Annotated in this window: 20 protein-coding genes; 10 read left to right on the forward strand and 10 right to left on the reverse strand. The window is 48.8% G+C overall.

The annotated features are described in order from the left end of the window. Positions 1-142: 142 nt before the first annotated feature. The 9 genes from yajL to C9J01_RS16510 form a co-directional block, all read right to left on the reverse strand. Positions 143-766: a protein deglycase YajL gene (gene yajL, locus C9J01_RS16470; RefSeq protein WP_107299234.1), complete on the reverse strand. Its 624-nt coding sequence runs from the start codon at positions 764-766 to the stop codon at positions 143-145. Then, entirely contained in the window at positions 756-1,670 is a 915-nt protein-coding gene (gene panE, locus C9J01_RS16475; protein WP_107299235.1) for a 2-dehydropantoate 2-reductase, read from the reverse strand. The genes yajL and panE overlap by 11 nt, the downstream gene beginning before the upstream one ends. Before the next feature lie 109 nt (positions 1,671-1,779). Then, entirely contained in the window at positions 1,780-2,619 is an 840-nt protein-coding gene (locus C9J01_RS16480; protein WP_107299236.1) for a nucleoside-specific channel-forming Tsx family protein, read from the reverse strand. Positions 2,620-2,924: 305 nt separating this feature from the next. Beyond that, complete coding sequence (locus C9J01_RS16485) at positions 2,925-3,737, reverse strand: nucleoside-specific channel-forming Tsx family protein (protein WP_107299237.1); 813 nt, start codon at positions 3,735-3,737, stop codon at positions 2,925-2,927. Between the two features lie 358 nt (positions 3,738-4,095). Then, positions 4,096-5,469: an AmpG family muropeptide MFS transporter gene (locus C9J01_RS16490; RefSeq protein ID WP_107299238.1), complete on the reverse strand. Its 1,374-nt coding sequence runs from the start codon at positions 5,467-5,469 to the stop codon at positions 4,096-4,098. A 187-nt stretch (positions 5,470-5,656) separates the two neighbouring features. Next, on the reverse strand, positions 5,657-6,019 hold the full coding sequence (locus C9J01_RS16495; protein WP_107299239.1) for a hypothetical protein: 363 nt from the start codon (positions 6,017-6,019) through the stop codon (positions 5,657-5,659). Positions 6,020-6,067: 48 nt separating this feature from the next. Then, entirely contained in the window at positions 6,068-6,622 is a 555-nt protein-coding gene (locus tag C9J01_RS16500; protein ID WP_107299240.1) for a peptidylprolyl isomerase, read from the reverse strand. After that, positions 6,622-7,191, reverse strand: coding sequence for a YajG family lipoprotein (locus C9J01_RS16505; RefSeq protein ID WP_107299241.1), 570 nt, complete (start codon positions 7,189-7,191; stop codon positions 6,622-6,624). Before C9J01_RS16505 ends, C9J01_RS16500 begins: the two co-directional genes overlap by 1 nt. A gap of 65 nt (positions 7,192-7,256) precedes the next feature. Further along, entirely contained in the window at positions 7,257-8,387 is a 1,131-nt protein-coding gene (locus C9J01_RS16510; RefSeq protein WP_107299242.1) for a methyltransferase, read from the reverse strand. A 160-nt stretch (positions 8,388-8,547) separates the two neighbouring features. Here C9J01_RS16510 and bolA point away from each other — a divergent pair, with 160 nt between their 5' ends. The 10 genes from bolA to dinB all read left to right on the forward strand — a co-directional run bounded on the left by bolA (position 8,548) and on the right by dinB (position 18,123). After that, positions 8,548-8,862, forward strand: a complete 315-nt coding sequence (gene bolA / locus C9J01_RS16515; RefSeq protein ID WP_107299243.1) for a transcriptional regulator BolA — start codon at positions 8,548-8,550, stop codon at positions 8,860-8,862. Positions 8,863-9,656: 794 nt separating this feature from the next. Then, a complete protein-coding gene (locus C9J01_RS16520) occupies positions 9,657-10,997 on the forward strand; it encodes a Na(+)-translocating NADH-quinone reductase subunit A (protein ID WP_107299244.1) in 1,341 nt (446 codons plus the stop codon). A gap of 3 nt (positions 10,998-11,000) precedes the next feature. Continuing rightward, entirely contained in the window at positions 11,001-12,245 is a 1,245-nt protein-coding gene (locus C9J01_RS16525; protein WP_107299245.1) for an NADH:ubiquinone reductase (Na(+)-transporting) subunit B, read from the forward strand. Continuing rightward, positions 12,235-13,029 (forward strand): Na(+)-translocating NADH-quinone reductase subunit C, encoded by a 795-nt coding sequence (locus tag C9J01_RS16530; protein WP_107299246.1) that lies wholly within the window; start codon positions 12,235-12,237, stop codon positions 13,027-13,029. Before C9J01_RS16525 ends, C9J01_RS16530 begins: the two co-directional genes overlap by 11 nt. After that, positions 13,022-13,654 (forward strand): NADH:ubiquinone reductase (Na(+)-transporting) subunit D, encoded by a 633-nt coding sequence (locus C9J01_RS16535; RefSeq protein WP_107299247.1) that lies wholly within the window; start codon positions 13,022-13,024, stop codon positions 13,652-13,654. The genes C9J01_RS16530 and C9J01_RS16535 overlap by 8 nt, the downstream gene beginning before the upstream one ends. A gap of 7 nt (positions 13,655-13,661) precedes the next feature. After that, complete coding sequence (gene nqrE, locus C9J01_RS16540) at positions 13,662-14,258, forward strand: NADH:ubiquinone reductase (Na(+)-transporting) subunit E (RefSeq protein WP_039460611.1); 597 nt, start codon at positions 13,662-13,664, stop codon at positions 14,256-14,258. 21 nt (positions 14,259-14,279) lie between these two features. Next, positions 14,280-15,503 (forward strand): NADH:ubiquinone reductase (Na(+)-transporting) subunit F, encoded by a 1,224-nt coding sequence (nqrF, locus tag C9J01_RS16545; protein WP_107299248.1) that lies wholly within the window; start codon positions 14,280-14,282, stop codon positions 15,501-15,503. A gap of 164 nt (positions 15,504-15,667) precedes the next feature. After that, positions 15,668-16,678 (forward strand): FAD:protein FMN transferase, encoded by a 1,011-nt coding sequence (locus C9J01_RS16550; protein WP_419687203.1) that lies wholly within the window; start codon positions 15,668-15,670, stop codon positions 16,676-16,678. A gap of 10 nt (positions 16,679-16,688) precedes the next feature. Beyond that, the gene (nqrM, locus tag C9J01_RS16555) at positions 16,689-16,910 is read left to right on the forward strand and encodes a (Na+)-NQR maturation NqrM (protein ID WP_107299250.1); all 222 of its coding nucleotides are present in this window, start codon (positions 16,689-16,691) and stop codon (positions 16,908-16,910) included. 130 nt (positions 16,911-17,040) lie between these two features. Further along, positions 17,041-18,123 (forward strand): DNA polymerase IV, encoded by a 1,083-nt coding sequence (gene dinB / locus C9J01_RS16560; protein WP_107299251.1) that lies wholly within the window; start codon positions 17,041-17,043, stop codon positions 18,121-18,123. A gap of 241 nt (positions 18,124-18,364) precedes the next feature. On the opposite strand, the gene C9J01_RS16565 is transcribed toward dinB, so the two are convergent. Beyond that, entirely contained in the window at positions 18,365-19,825 is a 1,461-nt protein-coding gene (locus C9J01_RS16565) for an aminoacyl-histidine dipeptidase (protein WP_107299252.1), read from the reverse strand. Between the last annotated feature and the right edge of the window lie 216 nt (positions 19,826-20,041).

Below are 20,041 nucleotides of genomic sequence, written 5' to 3' on the forward strand. Positions count from 1 at the left end.
ACCCAGGACCCAGGACCCAGGACCCAGGACCCAGGACCCAGGACCCAGGACCCAGGACCCAGGACCCAGGACCCAGGACCCAGGACCCAAAACGAGAGCATTTGCTCTCGTTTTTTGTTTTTTGGGGGCTACTTCCTCGGCATTATTTCCTTGGTAAAACGGTGTAATGCATATTCGGCCACACCACCATTGGTTCAGCGACTTCGGCAGCTTTTTCTTTGCCAGCAAGGTGGTTGATGATCTCGAAGGCAAATTCCATTGCGGTACCCGGGCCTTGGCTGGTCAGTAGGTGGTTGTTGATATCGTAAACCACACGCTTGGTGCGAAGGCGTTCTGCTGGGATATGGTCATGGAAGCTTGGGTGTGAGGTCATCAGCGCTTCTGGATACAAGTGGTGGTGCTCAAGTACCACTGCAGGAGCGGCGCAGATTGCAGCAATCAACTTGCCATCGTATTTGTGCTGTTTGACGAACTCTATCAGTAATGGGCTATCGCGGAAGCACTCCGCACCGCCAACCCCACCAGGAAGCACCACGCAGTTGAAAGGTTCGTCGGCAATATTTACCAAGGCGGTATCTGCCACCAGTTTGATTCCACGTGAGCCTTCCATGATCAAGGCACCGTCCGAGGCCACACTAGCGGTGGTGACAGAAAAGCCGGCGCGGACCAGCATATCAACAGTCGTGACGGCTTCCATTTCTTCGGTGCCAGGTGCGATGCACACGACGACCGTGATCGGCTTCTGGTTAATGCTGTCATTGGTCATGGTATTGTTTCTCCAAATCTTTTATAGCTTGCCACAGACTTTGGTTGTGAGGGACGCTGATGTTGTGCGTTGCCGCCCGGGCAATGAGATATCCGCTAATATAGTCGATTTCGGTTTGCCTTTTATGGCAAATGTCCTGATTCATCGACGAAAGGTTGCCAGCTGTTGCATTTATCACCGTATCGACCTGCTGTCTTAGCTCAGCCCCAGTCACAAGATACCCTTCAGCGCTCATTACCTCGGCAACTTCCAAGCAAATTCCGGTGAGTTCATTGTTGAATTTACTTTGGGCCAACTCACCATTTTTGCAGTTGTGCAAAGCGGTCAACGGATTGATGGCGCAGTTGATCGCCAGCTTGCGCCATAGCGGAAGGTTAATGTCGTCTTGCCATTGGCAAGGGGGCAGGGCATTGTCGAATAGTTGCCCCAGAGCTTGGTATTCGGCAGCCTGAGGGTTGATGCCGCCAAGCAAAGTGGGGCCAAGGCCGGTATGACGGACGTCTTTTTCACTAGGGCGAAATGCAGCCTGCGCAGTAGTTGCGTATATGATTGGATTATCTGGTAGCAGCTCCAATACCGTTTGTTGGCTTCCCATACCGTTGTGCATGATAACGACAGCGGTGTCTGGATTTAGGTGCGCTTTGATCGCTAGGATAGCGGCTTCTACCTGAAAGGCTTTGACAGTGACGAGTACTAACTCACTATTAGCCAGTAAAGCAGGTTGGTTAGCGTCAAACTGAAAGCTGGTTTCTTGCGTGATGGAATCTGTCGCTTCTGTACCCGATAAGTGAATTGCCATCTGTTGGCAATTATCACGGGTCCAAAAGTGAACTGTGTGTTGAGCGGCCAGTTTACAGCCCCATAACCTGCCAACGGCACCAGCCCCTATAATGGAAATGTTCACAACGTGCTTCCGTGTTTCGTTTCAATATCGCGATGATAACATTTATGGCTGAAGGTCTGGGAGTGTTCCACTCTTCCTTGAGCGGAGGTTGAGTAGGTATTTGCTGGGGTTAGAATTTATAGTTAGCCGAAAAATAGTGGCCAAAGCCTGTTGTCTCACCAGCAATTCCACCATCCTTAAATAGGGCCATGTTATCGTAATATTTAAGACCGTAACCGAAGGCCCATTGAGGCGTGTGATAATAGATACCATTGAACCATTCAAGTGACGTAGTACTTCGGTTTGGGTCATCTGTTATCTTAGATGCGCCAAACTTGTAGTCTAGATAACCTTGGTAGGTGACAAAATGACCACTTGCAAAGGTGTACCAGGGTTTGAACCAGTTGGTCGACACCATGTACCCATCCCACTTACCTTCATTTGCTGCCCCAAAGTTTTCTCGTACGTAGCGGGCATAGGCGTTGAAGCCCATCTTACCAAACCAAGGCACATTGATATCTGAGCCAGGTCCAATGTAATGCTCAAACAAGGCATTATCCCCAACATTGGTTACCGTTGCTATGTACAGTTCTTGTACGGGGCCAAAGGAGAGATCTTTTTTGGTCATGCCATCGATTGACAAACGGGGGGCAAATTTGAAGAAAAAGTTGTCAGCGAAATCATCGCTGCCCTGCGGTTTGTTTCTGTCTGAAGTGCTGGAGTTGAAGATGTCAAACACATCAAGGTAGCCATAAACGTCGAGCCACCCAGAGCGGCCGCCAAATTCCATTTCAAAGTAGGTGTCGTCTTGAAATCCAAAAGGGATTTTATTGTCGATACTCTGCATCAGGTTAAATGTTATCCATTTATAGTCGTTTTTGCGGATATCATCTGAATAGTCGATAGCAAAGCTTGTTGCCGGTAGCATCAGTGCGGTGCTGATACTCAAAGCGGTTAGGTTTTTATACATGATAATGTCTCGCTAGCCATTTGCCATTGCCTATGAGCACTGGGTTGCCATGTTGTCTGGCGTAGTCCAGTGCTAATTAAAGGCTAGCGGAACGGTTTATGGCTGGGAGGTTGTCTTACAACTGCGGCAAGGATCTTGCGTATGAAAATCTGGATACTGGAAAAATGTGCCAAAAATGAACAACAAAGACTGCGTGTCTCGAAAGTAATTTCTATCTTAGTTTTGAGAGGGAGGGATGAGTGGAAGGCTGTAGCCACAAAAAAGCACCCGAAGGTGCTTTTTTATCGCCATTGGCAAGTTCAGTATTAGAACTTGTAGCCAACGCTGAAGTAGTGGCTAACGCCGCTTGACTTGAAGCCGCTTGAATCTTTGATACCGTAAACGTCATTATACGCTTTCAGGCCGTAACCCACAGAGTAGCGGTCAGTGTGCCAGTATAGGCCGTTGAACATTGCACCACCGTGTGAAGATGCACCTTCTTTGTCATCATCCATACCAAACTGGTAGTCGATGTAACCCTGGTATGAGATGAATGAACCGTTGTCGAAGAAGTAGAAAGGCTTGAACCAGTTGGTAGAGATCTGGAAACCATTCCAGTCCTTAGCGTTCATGTCGTAAGTTCCGTATAGGTTTAGACCCATTTTACCGAACCAAGGCACCATTACGTCAGAACCTAGACCTACTTTGTAGTTGTTGCCGCCGAAAGTATCTTTATCAGCGTTAGTTGTGTTGCCATCCCAAGTCAACTCAGTTGCAATATAAAGCTCTTGAACTGGACCGAAAGACAGATCTTTACCTGTTACAGCATCAAGAGACATACGCGGTGCAAACTTCATGAAGATTTTTGCATCAGAGTCAGCTTTGTCACTGCTTGAATCACCAGTTAGGTTGAAAACGTCAACGTAACCGTAAAGATCGAAGATACCTGAACGACCGCCGAATTCCATTTCTAGGTAATCGTGGGTAGATTTGCCTGGTAGTTCGTCAACAGCCATCATCAGGTTGAACTGAGACCAGCTGTAGTCATTTTTGTGGATGTCGTCAGAGTAATCTGCCGCATTAACTGCTGGAACAGCAGAAGCAGCTAGAACGCTTAGTGCTACTAGTGATTTACGCATGGGGTGAACTCTCGCTAATTGTGTTTTAAGACCGGACTTTTGTCTGCCCGTGTTCTGTTGGCGGAGAGTTTATTGCTTTATGTCACCTTTGTGAATGTAACGATTGCGCAATCCTTTGCTAAATGTGATCTCGATCGACTGTAATCCATTACATTTATGGCAAAAAGTGATCTTTAGCGTATTTTTTGTGCATTTGATGGTAATTTTTCTGAACTAAGTGTGAAGGGCGCACTCTAAGCGCTGGTTTGCTATCTATTTACAGCATGGAAAGATGGATAAATCAAAAAGGAAGTATTCATACTCAACAGAATACTTCCTTTTTAACGTGTTTTTTTGGGCTGTAAGCGAATTATTGTTGCTAACTATTCTCTGTAGCCAGTGTGTCTGAGTGTTTATTGACGATATAAATCAGTCCTAGAACCGGCAGGCCGATCAGGGCTGTGGTGAAGAAAAAGATATTATATCCAAACATGTCGACATAAAGGCCCGAGAATCCGGCAATGAATTTCGGGAACAGCAACATGATGGAGCTGAATAATGCGTACTGTGTTGCAGAAAATGCAACATTGGTCAGGCTAGACATAAAGGTAATGAAAGCGGCTGTTGCGATACCGGCACTGAGGTTATCGAGCGAAATGACCAAAGTCAGCATCGGTAGGCTGTTACCGATATAGCTAAAGACCATGAAGGCCATATTAGTGATAGCCGCGAGCACTGCCCCCAAGGCAAGAATACGCATGGTTGAGTACTTGCTGACAAGAATCCCGCCAAGGCCAGCCCCTAGCAGCGTCATGATCACACCATAGATTTTCGATACCGAGGCCACTTCGGTTTTGGTAAAGCCCATATCAACGTAAAAAGCGTTTGCCATCACCCCCATGACTACATCAGAAATCCTATAGCATCCGATCAATGCCAGAATCAGCAAGGCTTGCTTACCATAACGGTCGAAGAAATCTTTGAATGGCATGACTGCAGCGGTATAGAACCAAGCCATAAGGCGTGCAGTACGAGGGGATGTGCCATTATCGATCAGTTGCTGGCGGTAGGTTTGCTCGACATTATCGATTTCTGAGCTGTCAATAGTCGGCTCATGGATGCAAAGGGCAGTAACCAAGCCAACCCCCATCAAACTTGCCATGATGAAGTAGGCATATTTCCAGCCTTCTGGATCGTAGCCGGTGTTGGAGCCAAACCAGGCTGCAAAGGCCAGCGCACCGGCACCTGCCATGATCATGGCCAAGCGGTAACCTGTCATGTAAGCAGCAGCTAATGCCGCTTGTAGCCGCTCAGAAGCTAATTCAATCCGGTAGGCGTCGATAACAATATCTTGCGAGGCTGATGAGAAAGCCACGATGACAGCAAAAATGGCCAGCTGGACCAAATCGCCCTGCGGGTTACTGACAGCCATACCAACAAGGGAAGCGATGATCAGTAGTTGCGAGAACACCATCCAGCCGCGCCGGCGGCCCAGCAATGAAGATAAGATGGGGATAGGGAAGCGGTCAATGAGCGGGGACCAGACCCATTTGAAACCATACGCCAGCGCAACCCAGCTAAAGAAACCAATATCGGTGCGGCTGACATCGGCTTCGCGGAGCCAGAAAGACAAGGTACCGAATACCAGCAGCAGCGGCAGGCCGGACGAAAAGCCCAGTGCCAACATGATGAGGACTTTTTTCTCTAGATAAACTCGCCAGCCAAGTTTTTCATTTTCAATCGATTGCTCCATGGATCCCTCAGGTCGTTCTGATTAAGCAGCCAGTAGTATAACCCCAAGCAGGTAGGGTATGCCTGCAAGCTACCGAGTAATTAAGTAAAAATACAGTAAAAGGTGGTGGCAAAGTATGAAACTTATTTATGGCAGAAACAAAGCAGTGGGAGGTGATACAGGGGAGATATGAGTAAGCCTTGCCGTGCTATGGCCGGATCCCCTGCATTTTTTCCTGTCGTTCACCGATACCAAGCAAGAACTGGGCGGCAGAAGACACCTTGTACTGCATGAAGTTGTTGCCTAGTAACTCGTGCTCTTCTAATGATTCAAGTAGATGGATCAGGTACCAGTATGTTGATTCGTAATGGTTGTCGGGCGAGCCTGAAGGGACGGATAATTCCCACCAATCATTGAGGTGTTCAGTGACAGTGATCTTCATGGAGTCATAGTTGACACTGCCATTGATAGTACCCAGTACACTCAGGGCGATGGCCGGTGCATGGTCGGCAATGTGTTGGCTGATCAACTCAGCCGAAGTATCCGGTTGGGATGAGACAAGTTTGAGCATGGTCGTCACCTGATCACAAGCTAATGATCAGGTGACATTAACTTGTGTCTAATTTTTAATAATTTTGACACTCTCAATAACTATAGGCTGCTCGGGAACATCTTTCATACCCATAGAGCGGATAGTTGTAGTAGGAATTTCAGCCATTTTTTCAATAACTGGGAAGCCGCTCACAACTTTACCAAATACCGCATAGCCAGGACGGCTACCTTGGGCGTCAAGGAAGGTGTTGTTCTGGTAGTTGATGTAAAACTGGCGGGTCGCCGAGTCTGGTGCTTGGGTACGCGCCATTGCGACTGTTGCCTTGGCATTGCTCAAGCCATTGGTGGATTCGTTCTTGATTGGGTCATAGCTTGAACGACGCTTCAGATCTTTATCAAAACCACCACCCTGAGCCATGAAGCCCGGGATCACACGGTGGAAAATCGTGCCTTCATAGCTGCCATCTTCGACATAGCGCAAAAAGTTTTCACTTGAGACTGGCGCTTTATCCTGCTCTAGCTCAATCACAAATTCACCCAGGTTGGTAGTAACAGACACTTGGGTTGCAGCACTAACTGGTAGCGCTAAACAAAATAGTAGGGTCGATAGCAAACGACGCATTATAGGTTCTCCTGCATATAAGCGTTCAACTCTGGATCAGCATAGATGTCTTTAAGCACGGCAGTGATCAAATTGTTCATTGCCAGTTCCATATCATCGACTGACGCACTCATTGCGCCGTTACGGGAAGATTTGCCTGAGTAGCGTTTGACGAATTTCCCTTTTGGTGTTTCTACCACAAGCTGCAATTGCAGTTTGCTGCTTAGGTCGTGGCTCATTACGCTGTGTTTAACATTGACCATCGCTTCAAGGATGTCTAGGCGCAATGTGCCATCGCTGTCTTCGGATAGGGTGTAACCCTGCGAGGTCAACTGGCGGGAAAGAGCACTTTCCAATGTTGTACGCAGGTTTTCATTGCTGTGCAGTGGCTGGACATTCTCACGGCCGCTGTCGACAACTGCGATAAACTGGGCAGTACGAAGATCGCGGCTGTCCAGATTCACGCTTTTGCCGTGCACCATAGGTTGCGAGGCAATCACAGGCTCGGGATTAATGGTGAGTTGGGGCTCAGACGGGGATGAGCAGGCCGTCAAGGCCAGTACAGAGGCAGCAACAAGAAGCTTCTTCATAGTCATTCTATCCTTGGGTAAAAGCGGGGGCTGCGCAAGCTCCCAGTTAAAAATGATATTGTAATTTACTTATCTGATTGATAAACGACAAATTTGTTATTTTGGGCAATGACGGTGACATTGCCAAACAGACGTTTTAGCTTTCCGCCATAGCCCAGGTGGCGGTTGCCAATCACAATCAGTTTGCCACTTGGGCGCAAGACATGCTTGGCATCACAGAACATTTGCCATGCGATATGGTCGGTAATGGCCGCTTGCTGGTGGAATGGAGGGTTACACAAGACCATATCCGTACTCTGGGCAGGGAAGCCATCAAGGCAGTTGTTTACCTTGGCGGTAAGCTGTGACGGATTGTCTAGGTTTAGCTCGGCATTCATCATTGCTGATGCTGCAGCCATATAACTTTCGTCGACGCATACCACATTGGCCTGCGGGTTGAGACGGGCAGCCTTAATTCCAATCACGCCGTTACCACAACCAAGGTCGATAATGTCTTGGTATTGGCTGCCGCTAGGGATGTGCTCTAGAAGGAGGCGGGCACCAATATCCAAGCTATCACTTGAAAACACGTTGGCGTGGTTTTTCAAGGTGATGCTATGTTCAGGGACATCCCATTGCTGCGGGGCAGGTAGTGGCTGTGCCAGTCCAGGGTTAGCCTGGCAGAAAACCAATCTGGCTTTTTTAACTGCCAAAGAGGTTTTGGTCTCGCCAAGATGCTTTTCGAACAGCTTTAAGGTCGAAGTGTGGATATCACGCGCTTTGGCGGCAGCAATAACGGTGCAGTCAGCAGGTAATAGTTGGCAAAGTTGCTGCAGTTGCCAAACCAGCAAGCGGTTGTTTTTTGGCAGCTTCATCAATACTAGCTGTGGGTCTTGCGGCAGCTCAGCTAGGCAATCAACGATATTGACTTCAGGTAGTTGGTTATCAGTGAGGTTGGCAAGGCAAGCTTGTTTGGCAATAAATGAATCAGTAACCGTCGTTACCTTGCCGTCGTTGGCAAACCAGCAGCTCAGCGCCCCGAAACTGTCGTTTAGGATAAGGATAGGGCGTGCCGGATCGAGGGTAATATCAGCCTCTTTGACGTGGTTGATCAGGTACTCGTCTGCCGCGTCCCATGCCTGCAGGGTTTCATTTTTCCTTACTGGGTAACGCTGAAGGGTCAGCGTTCGCTCGTGAAGGTTTAGCTCTGGTTTCATTAACGGTTACTTTACGGTATGTTTACTCATTGGTTGGTATTTTCGCAAAACCAGCCACTACTTAAAACCAATTTTATGTCAGTCTTTATTGGGTATTTATCGCTACCGCCAATTTTTCTAACGGCGGCAGGGATGATTTTACCGTCGGAGAAGGTAAACCATGATCCAGGAACGTATAGAAGAGAAATTACAGCAAGCGTTCGCCCCCCTTCACCTCGAAGTGATCAACGAGAGTTACATGCACAATGTCCCTGAAGGCTCGGAAAGTCACTTCAAAGTCATTGTTGTCAGTGAGCAATTTGAAGGTATGCGCCTGATTGGCCGTCACCGTGCCGTTAATGGCGCCCTGGCGGATGAATTGGCTAACCATATCCACGCATTGGCTATTCACACCTATACCGAAGCCGAATGGCAGGGTCAGCAAGACGGCGCACCGGCTTCACCAGCCTGCCGGGGTGGCAGCAAATTGGGCTGACTGTCAGCTGAATCTGTATAACAAACCGCAAAGTTTGCGGTTTTTTTATCCAGATTTTTGAGACTTACGGCATTATTTCTCATTCCGATTTCGTACTATTGCAGAGATACGGCCTATGATTGGGATGGCAACCTGCGGTATATCGATTGAGTACCTCAGGTTAGGCCTGCCATTTTGGCTCCGGTGTCTATACTTGGGGCTGGTGGCGTAAAGCAAAATGCTGCCATCAAGAAGAACTCGAGTACCGAAAGGGGTATTGCTGCGGTTAACTGCAAGCGGTAAGTCCCAGCCGATGGTAGAAACTTACGATTTTTAATAGACCCTATGGTGGAAAAGCGCTTTCTACCGATAGTGGCGTGGCGCTAAGTTGTTAACAGCGATTAACATGGCGACATAATTGAAACATATAATAATGGGGCTTTTTGCCCCATTGTTGTGACTGTATGGTAATTGTTGGTTTTTTATTAACTTACTGGTGCCGATGAGAAAAAAATGATAATTCCAGATGATTATCACTTTTGTGTGTCAGTTCAAAAATATTACCCAACAAAGATATTGCGTTTAAAGAGTTAGTCGATTTTCAGCCCGATTAGCGCTGTTTGCCATGGTAAATTCCAACCAAATAGTGCTAAAATTCCGGCCTCAAAATTACTCGTCGCCGAATGTGTGACAGGTAAGTGAATAGGATGTTGCGTTGCTGGTAGCGGATCAAGCCGGCTTCGGACGAAGGAAAGTCGTGTCTAATATTGCGCAATAGAAAATAATTTTTTCCCGTTAATGTAGTGCAAGTGCGTATGATTACAATAAAAAAGGGTCTGGATATCCCAATTTCAGGGACTCCTGCCCAGGCGATAAATGATGGCAAGGCCATCACACGTGTCGCCTTGCTTGGCGAAGAATATGTTGGTATGCGTCCTACAATGCATATCCGCGTAGGGGATGTAGTGAAAAAAGGTCAGGTTCTTTTTGAAGACAAGAAGAACCCTGGCGTTAAGTTCACTGCTCCAGCCAGCGGCAAGGTTGCAGAAATCAATCGTGGTGCAAAGCGTGTTCTACAGTCCGTTGTGATTGATGTAGAAGGCGACGAGCAGATTACATTCAACAGCTACGATGCTGGCCAGATTGCTCAACTTGAGCGTTCTGTACTGGTAGACCAGCTAGTTGAGTCTGGTATGTGGACAGCGCTTCGTACGCGTCCTTTCAGCAAGGTCCCTGCGATCGACGCTGAAACCCAGGCTATCTTTGTAACTGCTATCGACACTAACCCTCTAGCAGCTAACCCAGAAGTTGTTATCAACGAGCAGAGCGATGCGTTTACTGCAGGTCTGACAGTATTGTCACGCCTAACAAGCGGTAAAGTATTGGTATGTAAGTCTGGTGCAAGTCTACCTCGCTGCAGTGAAGCCAATGTGGAAGAGCATGTATTCAACGGTCCGCACCCTGCGGGTCTAGTGGGTACTCACATCCACACGTTGTTCGGTGCAAGCATCGAAAACGTGGCGTGGCACATCAACTACCAGGACGTTATCGCATTCGGTAAATTGTTCCTGACTGGTGAGCTATACACTGACCGTGTGGTTTCTCTGGCTGGTCCTGTTGTTAACAACCCTCGCCTAGTTCGTACCCAAATCGGTGCGTCTATCGAGCAGATCACTGATTCTGAAATGATGCCGGGCGAACTGCGTATCCTTTCTGGTTCAGTACTGAACGGTGTTAACGCTGCGGGTCCTCACGCATACCTAGGTCGCTACCATCTGCAGATTTCTGCCCTTCGCGAAGGCCGTGAAAAAGAATTCATGGGCTGGATCGCGCCAGGCAAAAACAAATTCTCAGTGACTCGCTCTTTCCTAAGCCAGTTCTTCCCAGGTCAGCTATTCAACATGACCACGACGACGAACGGTTCTGAGCGTGCGATGGTGCCAATCGGTAACTACGAAAAAGTAATGCCGCTTGATATCGAGCCGACTCTGCTTCTTCGTGACCTGTGTGCAGGTGACGTAGACAGCGCTCAGCAGCTAGGCGCACTAGAGCTAGATGAAGAAGATCTAGCACTATGTACGTTCGTATGCCCAGGTAAGTATGAATTTGGTCCTATGCTACGTCAGTGCCTGGACACAATTGAGAAGGAAGGGTAATTCATGAGCCTCAAGAATTTACTCGAGCAGGTTGAACACCACTTTGAGCCAGGTGGTAAGCATGAAAGATGGTTTGCGCTTTACGAAGCGTTTGCAACTTTGATGTACACACCGGGCCAGGTAACCCGTACAAGCGCGCACGTACGTGACAGCGTTGACCTGAAGCGCATCATGATCATGGTGTGGTTCGCGGTCTTCCCAGCAATGTTCTGGGGTATGTACAACACAGGCCACCAGGCTATTACAGCGCTTAACCACATGTACGTGGGTGAGCAGCTAGCAACTATCATTGCTGGCGACTGGCACTACTGGCTAACAGAAATGCTAGGCGGCACTATGTCAGCAGACGCTGGCTGGGGTAGCAAAATGCTACTGGGTGCGACCTACTTCCTACCTATTTACGCAGTAGTATTTGCGGTAGGTGGTTTCTGGGAAGTCCTATTCTGTATGGTGCGTAAGCACGAAGTTAACGAAGGTTTCTTTGTAACTTCTATCCTTTTCGCACTGATCGTACCGCCAACACTACCGCTTTGGCAGGCAGCACTAGGTATTACCTTCGGTGTTGTAGTTGCTAAAGAAATCTTCGGTGGTACTGGCCGTAACTTCCTGAACCCTGCTTTGGCAGGTCGTGCGTTCCTATTCTTCGCATACCCAGCTCAGATCTCTGGCGATCTAGTATGGACAGCGGCAGATGGCTTCTCTGGTGCAACAGCACTAAGCCAGTGGGCACACGGCGGTCAGGCTGCAGTGATGAACACTGTAACTGGCGATGCTGTTAGCTGGATGGACGCGTTCATCGGTCGTATCCCTGGTTCTATCGGTGAAGTTTCGACTCTGGCTATCATCCTTGGTGGCGCAATGATCGTGTTCATGGGCATCGCTTCATGGCGCATCATCGCGGGTACTATGATCGGTATGATCGCGACAGCGACGCTATTCAACATTATCGGTTCTGACACTAACGCAATGTTCAGCATGCCATGGCACTGGCACCTAGTTCTAGGTGGCTTCGCATTCGGTATGATGTTCATGGCTACCGACCCTGTGTCTGCTGCATTTACCAATAAAGGTAAGTGGTGGTACGGCGCACTAATCGGTGCAATGGCTGTTATGGTTCGTGTGGTTAACCCTGCGTACCCAGAAGGTATGATGCTAGCAATCCTATTTGCTAACCTATTCGCACCTCTATTTGACAACCTAGTAGTTCAGGGCAACATCAAGCGGAGACTAGCTCGTCATGTCAAGTAATAACGATAGCATTAAAAAGACGCTAATTGTTGTTATCGCACTGAGCCTAGTGTGCTCAATCGTGGTATCAGCAGCAGCGGTTGCTCTGCGTCCACTGCAGCAGAAGAATGCTGTACTTGACGTTCAGCGCAATATCCTTTCAGTAGCGGGCCTTCTGCAAGACGGCACCAACATCACTGAAGCTTACGACCAATTCATCCAGCCTATGCTTGTTGACTTGGAAACCGGTGAGTTCATTGAGCAGACTGAAGAAGGTGCAACTGCATCTGACTACAGCCAGCGTGACGCAGCGAAAGATCCAGCGCAGTCTATCCGCCTATCAGGTGACCAAGACCTAGCGAAGATCATCCGTCGTGCCAACGTTGCAACAGTTTACCTAGTGAAAGATGCGAACGACAACGTCGACAAGCTGATCCTACCGGTACACGGTGGTGGTCTATGGTCAATGATGTACGCATTCATCGCAGTAGAAACTGACGGCAACACGCTTGCGGGTATCACTTACTACGAGCAGGGTGAAACTCCTGGACTTGGTGGTGAGATCGAGAACCCGAACTGGCGTGCACAGTTTGTTGGTAAAGAACTGTTCGACAGCAACAACAAGCCAGCTATCCGCGTCGTTAAAGGCGGTGCACCTGAGGGTGACATCCACGGTGTAGATGGTCTGTCTGGTGCAACCCTGACTGCAAATGGTGTTCAGCACACCTTCGACTTCTGGTTGGGTGACATGGGCTTTGGTCCATTCCTGGCTAAAGTTCGTGAAGGAGGCCTAAACAATGGCTGATTCTAAAGAAATGAAGAAGATTCTGTTCGCGCCGTTTATCGACAACAACCCGATCGCGCTTCAGATTCTTGGTGTATGTTCTGCGCTTGCAGTAACTACCAAACTAGAGACAGCATTCGTAATGACCCTAGCGGTAACATTCGTTTGTGCATTCTCTAACTTGTTCGTATCCCTGATCCGTAACCACATTCCAAACAGCGTACGTATCATCGTACAGATGGCGATCATCGCATCGTTGGTAATCGTGGTTGACCAGGTACTAAAAGCGTTTGTTTACGATATTTCTAAGCAGCTTTCTGTATTCGTTGGTCTGATCATCACGAACTGTATCGTTATGGGTCGTGCTGAAGCATACGCAATGAAGTCTGAGCCTCTACCATCACTTGTTGACGGTATCGGTAACGGTCTTGGTTACGGCTTCGTACTTATCACTGTAGCTTTCTTCCGTGAACTATTCGGTTCAGGCAAACTATTCGGCGTGGAAATCCTGCCGCTAGTGTCTGACGGTGGTTGGTACCAGCCAAACGGTATGATGATCCTAGCACCATCAGCGTTCTTCCTGATTGGTTTCATGATCTGGGCTATCCGTATCATCCGTCCAGAACAAGTCGAAGCGAAGGAGTAAGGGGAACATGGAACATTATCTAAGCCTTCTAGTTCGTTCGATCTTTATCGAGAACTTGGCACTGTCGTTCTTCCTAGGTATGTGTACATTCCTAGCCGTATCGAAAAAAGTTAAAACTTCTTTCGGTCTGGGTGTAGCGGTAATCGTTGTACTAACGATCGCTGTTCCTGTGAACAACCTGATCTACAACCTACTGCTAAAAGACGGCGCCATTGTTTCAGGCGTTGACCTTAGCTTCCTGAACTTTATTACGTTCATCGGTGTTATCGCGGCACTGGTACAGATCCTGGAAATGGTTCTGGACCGCTTCTTCCCGCCGCTATACAACGCGCTAGGTATTTTCCTACCATTGATCACAGTAAACTGTGCGATCTTCGGTGGTGTATCATTCATGGTACAGCGTGATTATAACTTCGCTGAATCTGTAGTTTACGGTCTTGGTTCTGGTATCGGTTGGATGCTAGCAATCGTTGCTCTTGCGGGTATCCGTGAGAAGATGAAGTACTCAGACGTACCTCCAGGTCTACGTGGCCTAGGTATTACATTCATCACCGTTGGCCTTATGGCGTTGGGCTTCATGTCCTTCTCCGGCGTTCAGCTGTAATCAGGATAAAAGGAATAATCAATGGATATTATTCTTGGCGTAGTCATGTTCACCCTGATTATCCTGGCTCTAGTTCTAGTGATCCTATTCGCTAAATCTAAGCTGGTACCATCAGGTGACATTACTATCTCAGTAAATGGCGATCCGGAAAAAGCGATTACAACCGCTGCCGGTAGCAAACTGCTTAATGCACTTTCAGCAAGCGGCATCTTCGTTTCATCTGCTTGTGGTGGCGGTGGCTCTTGTGGCCAGTGCCGCGTTAAAGTTAAGTCTGGTGGTGGTGATATCCTACCGACTGAGCTTGACCACATCACTAAAGGTGAAGCACGTGAAGGCGAGCGTCTAGCGTGTCAGGTTAACGTGAAATCTGACATGGACATCGAGCTTCCAGAAGAAATCTTCGGTGTTAAGAAGTGGGAATGTACTGTTATCTCTAACGATAACGAAGCAACCTTCATCAAAGAGCTTGTGCTTAAGATCCCTGAAGGTGAAGAAGTTCCTTTCCGTGCGGGTGGTTACATCCAGATCGAAGCTGAACCTCATCACATTAAGTACTCTGACTTCGATATTCCTGAGGAATACCGTGAAGACTGGGACAAGTTCAACCTGTTCCGCTACGAGTCTATCGTGAAAGAGCACTCAATCCGTGCATACTCTATGGCGTCATACCCAGAAGAGAAAGGCTTGATCAAGCTGAACGTACGTATTGCAACGCCGCCGCCTAACAACCCAGATGTACCACCTGGCGTAATGTCATCTTACATCTGGTCTCTGAAGGCTGGTGACACTTGTACTATCTCTGGTCCATTCGGTGAGTTCTTCGCGAAAGAAACTGACAACGAAATGGTATTCATCGGTGGTGGTGCAGGTATGGCTCCTATGCGTTCGCACATCTTCGACCAGCTTCTACGCCTGAAATCTAAGCGTAAGATGACTTACTGGTACGGTGCGCGTTCTAAGCGTGAAATGTTCTACATTGAAGATTTCGATACGCTAGCGGCTGACAACGAGAACTTCGAGTGGCACGTAGCCCTGTCTGATCCACTACCAGAAGATAACTGGGATGGTTACACAGGCTTCATCCACAACGTGATCTACGAGAACTACTTGAAAGATCACGAAGCGCCAGAAGATTGTGAGTACTACATGTGTGGTCCACCAATGATGAACGCAGCTGTTATCGGCATGCTGAAAGATCTTGGTGTTGAAGACGAAAACATCCTACTGGATGACTTCGGTGGCTAATTAGCCGCACACTGAAAAACTGGCTGATCCCAACCGGGGTCAGCCTTTTTTCGTAATAAGCGCATAATAACGGTATGTAAGCTAAGGTTTTTATACTTGGCGCTTACCCATAACAAATAACAATGACTGTCTTTCATTTGGGGAGTAGTTGGATGAAGACGTTACTGCACCGCGCACTGCTGATGCTTGCGATGGTTATTACCCTGTCGGCCTGTAGCGATCAGCGTGAGATGATCCACCTGAACGGTTCGACCATGGGAACCTACTATTCAATTAAGTTGATTAAGCAGGAAGGCTTACCGCCTGCCACGGATATACAGGCAGAAATTGACCGTCGACTGGAACTGGTTAACGACCAGATGTCGACTTACCGTAAGCATTCCGAGCTCAGCCAATTTAACCAGTCGCGCTCGAGTGAGCCGTTTGAAGTGTCGGCAGACACTGCCAAGGTAGTAACTGAGGCAATCCGCTTGGCAAAATTGACCGACGGCGCTTTGGATGTGACGGTAGGTCCGATTGTGAACTTGTGGAGCTTCGGCCCGGAAGCGCGCCCTGAGAAAACACCGACCGAGCAAGAGCTGGCCGAGCGCCGCAAGGTAGTGGGTATTCACCACTTGAGCGTAGAAGGCAACAGCCTGATCAAAGATATCCCGGATCTGTATGTGGATCTGTCCTCGATTGCCAAGGGATTTGGGGTTGACGTAGTCGCCGATTACTTTGATGATCTAGGTGTCGCTGACTACCTGGTTGAGATCGGTGGTGAGCTAAGCCTGAAAGGTAATAACCTTGAGGGTGTGCCTTGGCGCATCGCGATTGAAAAGCCTACCGAAGACGGTAGCCGTGCTATTCAGGAAGTGATTGAACCGGGTGACATGGCCGTGGCAACATCGGGTGATTACCGTAATTACTTCGAAGAAGACGGTGTGCGATACTCACACCTGATTGATCCAAACAGCGGTATGCCGATTTCCAACCATGTGGTATCGGTAACAGTGCTACACCCATCAAGCATGACGTCAGATGCGTTGGCGACAGCGTTTTCAGTGATGGGCGAGGAGAAGGCACTGGCATTGGCCAACCAAGAGCAAATTCCATTGTTGTTGGTTGTGAAAACAGAGCAAGGCTTCAAGGAGTATATCTCTGACGCTTTTGCCCCTTATATGAATCAAAAGTAGAGATTGAAAAATGGTTATCTATTTAACTACCTTTGCTGTGTTTTTGCTGGTCATCACTGCGATGGCTGTTGGCTACATCTTCCAGCGTAAAAGCGTAAGCGGTAGCTGCGGTGGTCTTGACGGTATCGGCATTGCCAAAGAGTGTGACTGCCCTGAGCCATGTGATGCCCGCCTGAAACGTGAAGCGCGTGAAGCCCGTGCAGCAGAATGGAAGAAAAACCAAATTATCTGATCAGCGAGCACTTGCTAACTGAACTCCAAGCCCGGCACGCAATGCCGGGCTTTTTGTTGGGCTTCACAGTACCTGCAGTAGCCTCTATAATGTTACTGTATAAAAAAACAGTAATCAGGTAGCCCCACGAATGTCTCTGTCTTCCCAACAGCCTACCAAGGCCCAGAAAAAGATCATCCATGTCGATATGGATTGTTTTTTTGCGGCAGTAGAGATGCGCGATAACCCTGATCTGCGTGATATCCCTATCGCAATCGGTGGGCGTTCAGAGCAGCGTGGGGTGATCAGTACCTGTAACTATCTGGCGCGTAAGTATGGAGTGCGCTCGGCGATGCCGACGGGAAGGGCGATGCAGCTTTGTCCCCACCTGACCCTAGTCTCTGGCCGCATGAGCGTTTACAAAGAAGTCTCGACTCAGATCCGCGAAATCTTCCAGCGCTATACCGATAAGATCGAACCGCTTTCCCTTGATGAAGCCTACCTCGATGTCACCGATTGTGAACTTTGCCATGGCTCGGCGACCTTGATCGCCGAAGATATCCGCCGCGCTATTCGGGAAGAGTTGAACCTGACAGCCTCCGCAGGCATTGCGCCGGTTAAGTTCATCGCCAAGATTGCCTCGGATCTTAACAAGCCAGATGGCCAATATGTGGTGACGCCGGATCAGATCCCTGATTTTGTAGCAGACCTGAAACTCGAGAAGATCCCCGGTGTTGGCAAGGTCACTATCCAGAAATTGCACGACAAAGGTTTGTATGTTGGCAAAGATGTCCAACAGTACGACAGGCATTTGCTGTTGCAGCAGTTCGGCAAGTTTGGCCAGTCACTATGGTCCCGTGCCCATGGTATTGACGAGCGAGAGGTCGTGGTTGAGCGCGAGCGCAAGTCAGTCGGGGTAGAACGTACCTTCTCGCAGAATATCAGTACTTACGAGCAATGCTGGGAGGTGATAGAGCGCCTGTTTCCTGAGTTGGAAAAGCGTCTTAAACGCGTACGCCCCGAGCTCAACATTGCCAAGCAAGGCGTGAAGGTGAAGTTTGCCGACTTCCAGCAAACCACGGTGGAGCATACTCAGCCTAAATTAGATAAATCCCAGTTCGAAGGGCTGCTCAAGGAAGCCCTGACCCGCCAGCAAGACAGGGAGATCCGCCTTATTGGTATCAGTGTCGGGCTTGAGCTAGGGGCAAGGGCGCAGCAGTTGTCGTTGTTTTGATAGCGGGTCCTAGGAAAAGCGGGAACGAGGCCCTCGGAAGAGCAGAACCTTGGAAAAGCGAAAAGTAGAAGCAAGATTTTGACGTATCACAGCGATAAACGAAAGCTGCTTGCAGGACCCAGGACCCAGGACCCAGGACCCAGGACCCAGGACCCAGGACCCAGGACCCAGGACCCAGGACCGATTTCGCGATCAAAAAAGCAGGCCGGAGCCTGCTTTTGTCATACTAGGTTAAGGGAAATTAACCCTTTACCGGAATATTCTTCAGGATAGCGACCATTTGCTCCCAGAATAGGGCAACGGTTTCGATCTGAACTTTCTCGTCTGGCGAGTGCGGGAACTTGATGGTCGGACCGAAAGAAATCATATCCATGTTCGGGTATGGCTTCTTGAATAGGCCACACTCAAGGCCGGCGTGGATAACCATGATGTTCGGTACACGGCCGTAGATGCTCTCGTACGTTTCGCGGAACAGGTGCATGACTTCAGAATCAGCATCTGGTTTCCAGCCCGGGTAGGTGCCAGAGAACTCGCAGTTTGCGCCAGCAAGTGAAGCAACTGCTTTTAGCATACCTTCAACATTGCTGCGGCCAGAGTCGATCAATGAGCGTATCAGGCACAGTACTGTAATTTTGTCAGCTTCAGTGGTGATCACACCAACGTTCAGTGAGGTTTCAACCACACCTTCGATATCATCGCTCATGCGGATCACACCGTTTGGTGTTGCGTTCAGCATGTTGATGAAACGCTGCTGGTCAGCAGTGACTAGAACGTCTGCAGGTTGTTCTGCGGCTTCGGTAAATAGGTTGATGTCAGTTTCGACACGGCCAAGCTCAGCCACAAGCAGTTCTTGGTAGTAAGCGAATAGCTCGTTTAGCTTATCAACGTTTGCAGCAGGCAGGGCAACAACCGCGCTTGCCTCTCGTGGGATAGCGTTGCGTAGGCTACCGCCAGTCAGGGAGGTCAGGCGTAGGCCTAACTCTTCGGCGTGACCGAACAGGAAGCGACCTAGGATTTTATTGGCATTGCCACGGCCTGTGTGGATATCACAGCCAGAGTGGCCGCCTTTCAGGCCTTTAACAACTAGCTTAACAGCTTGGAAATCGGCAGGCGTTGCTTCGCGCTGGATGTCCAGTACCAATGAGCCGTCTACACCACCGGCGCAGCCCATGTAGACTTCACCCTCTTGCTCAGAGTCGGTGTTCAGCAGGATATCACCTTCCAGCCAGCCTTCTTCAAGGCCGAAGGCGCCTGTCATACCGGCTTCTTCGTCAATGGTCAGTAGTACTTCAAGTGGGCCGTGCTCAACCTCTTTCGAAGCCAACACAGCAAGACATGCTGCCATACCCATGCCGTTGTCGGCACCCAGGGTTGTTCCTTTTGCGGTTACCCATTCGCCATCGATGTAAGGCTGGATAGCATCGGTCAGGAAATCATGGTCGGTATCTTCATTCTTCTGCGGCACCATGTCGATGTGCGCCTGAAGAACAACACCCTTGCGATCTTCCATACCTGGTGTTGCTGGTTTTTTGATGAAGACGTTGCCCACAGCATCACGGCGCACTTCAAGGCCTTCACCTTGAGCGAACTGGATAATGTGCTGGGCTAGCGCTTCTTCATGCTTGGAAGGGTGAGGGATAGAGCAGATCTGATCGAAGAATTGCCACACAGGTTGAGGTGACAGTTGACTGATTTCTGACACAGCAGTCTCCTTTATAAACTTTTAGTTATTAGCGATAAATTGGTGAGAAATTAACTATATTGCAAAGTATTTCAGAACAATTAACTATCGCGGTTAACCTCAAGGATACCACTGTGCCCGAAACGGTAACAGCTAAATCTTGAAGTGGCTGACAGGGTTTTCCTGACTTTGTCCATTGGCAATTACTTGGCGGATATATGTTGTAACGATGTAATT

The organism is Photobacterium rosenbergii, assembly GCF_003026455.1.
In the GTDB taxonomy this organism is placed as follows: domain Bacteria; phylum Pseudomonadota; class Gammaproteobacteria; order Enterobacterales; family Vibrionaceae; genus Photobacterium; species Photobacterium rosenbergii.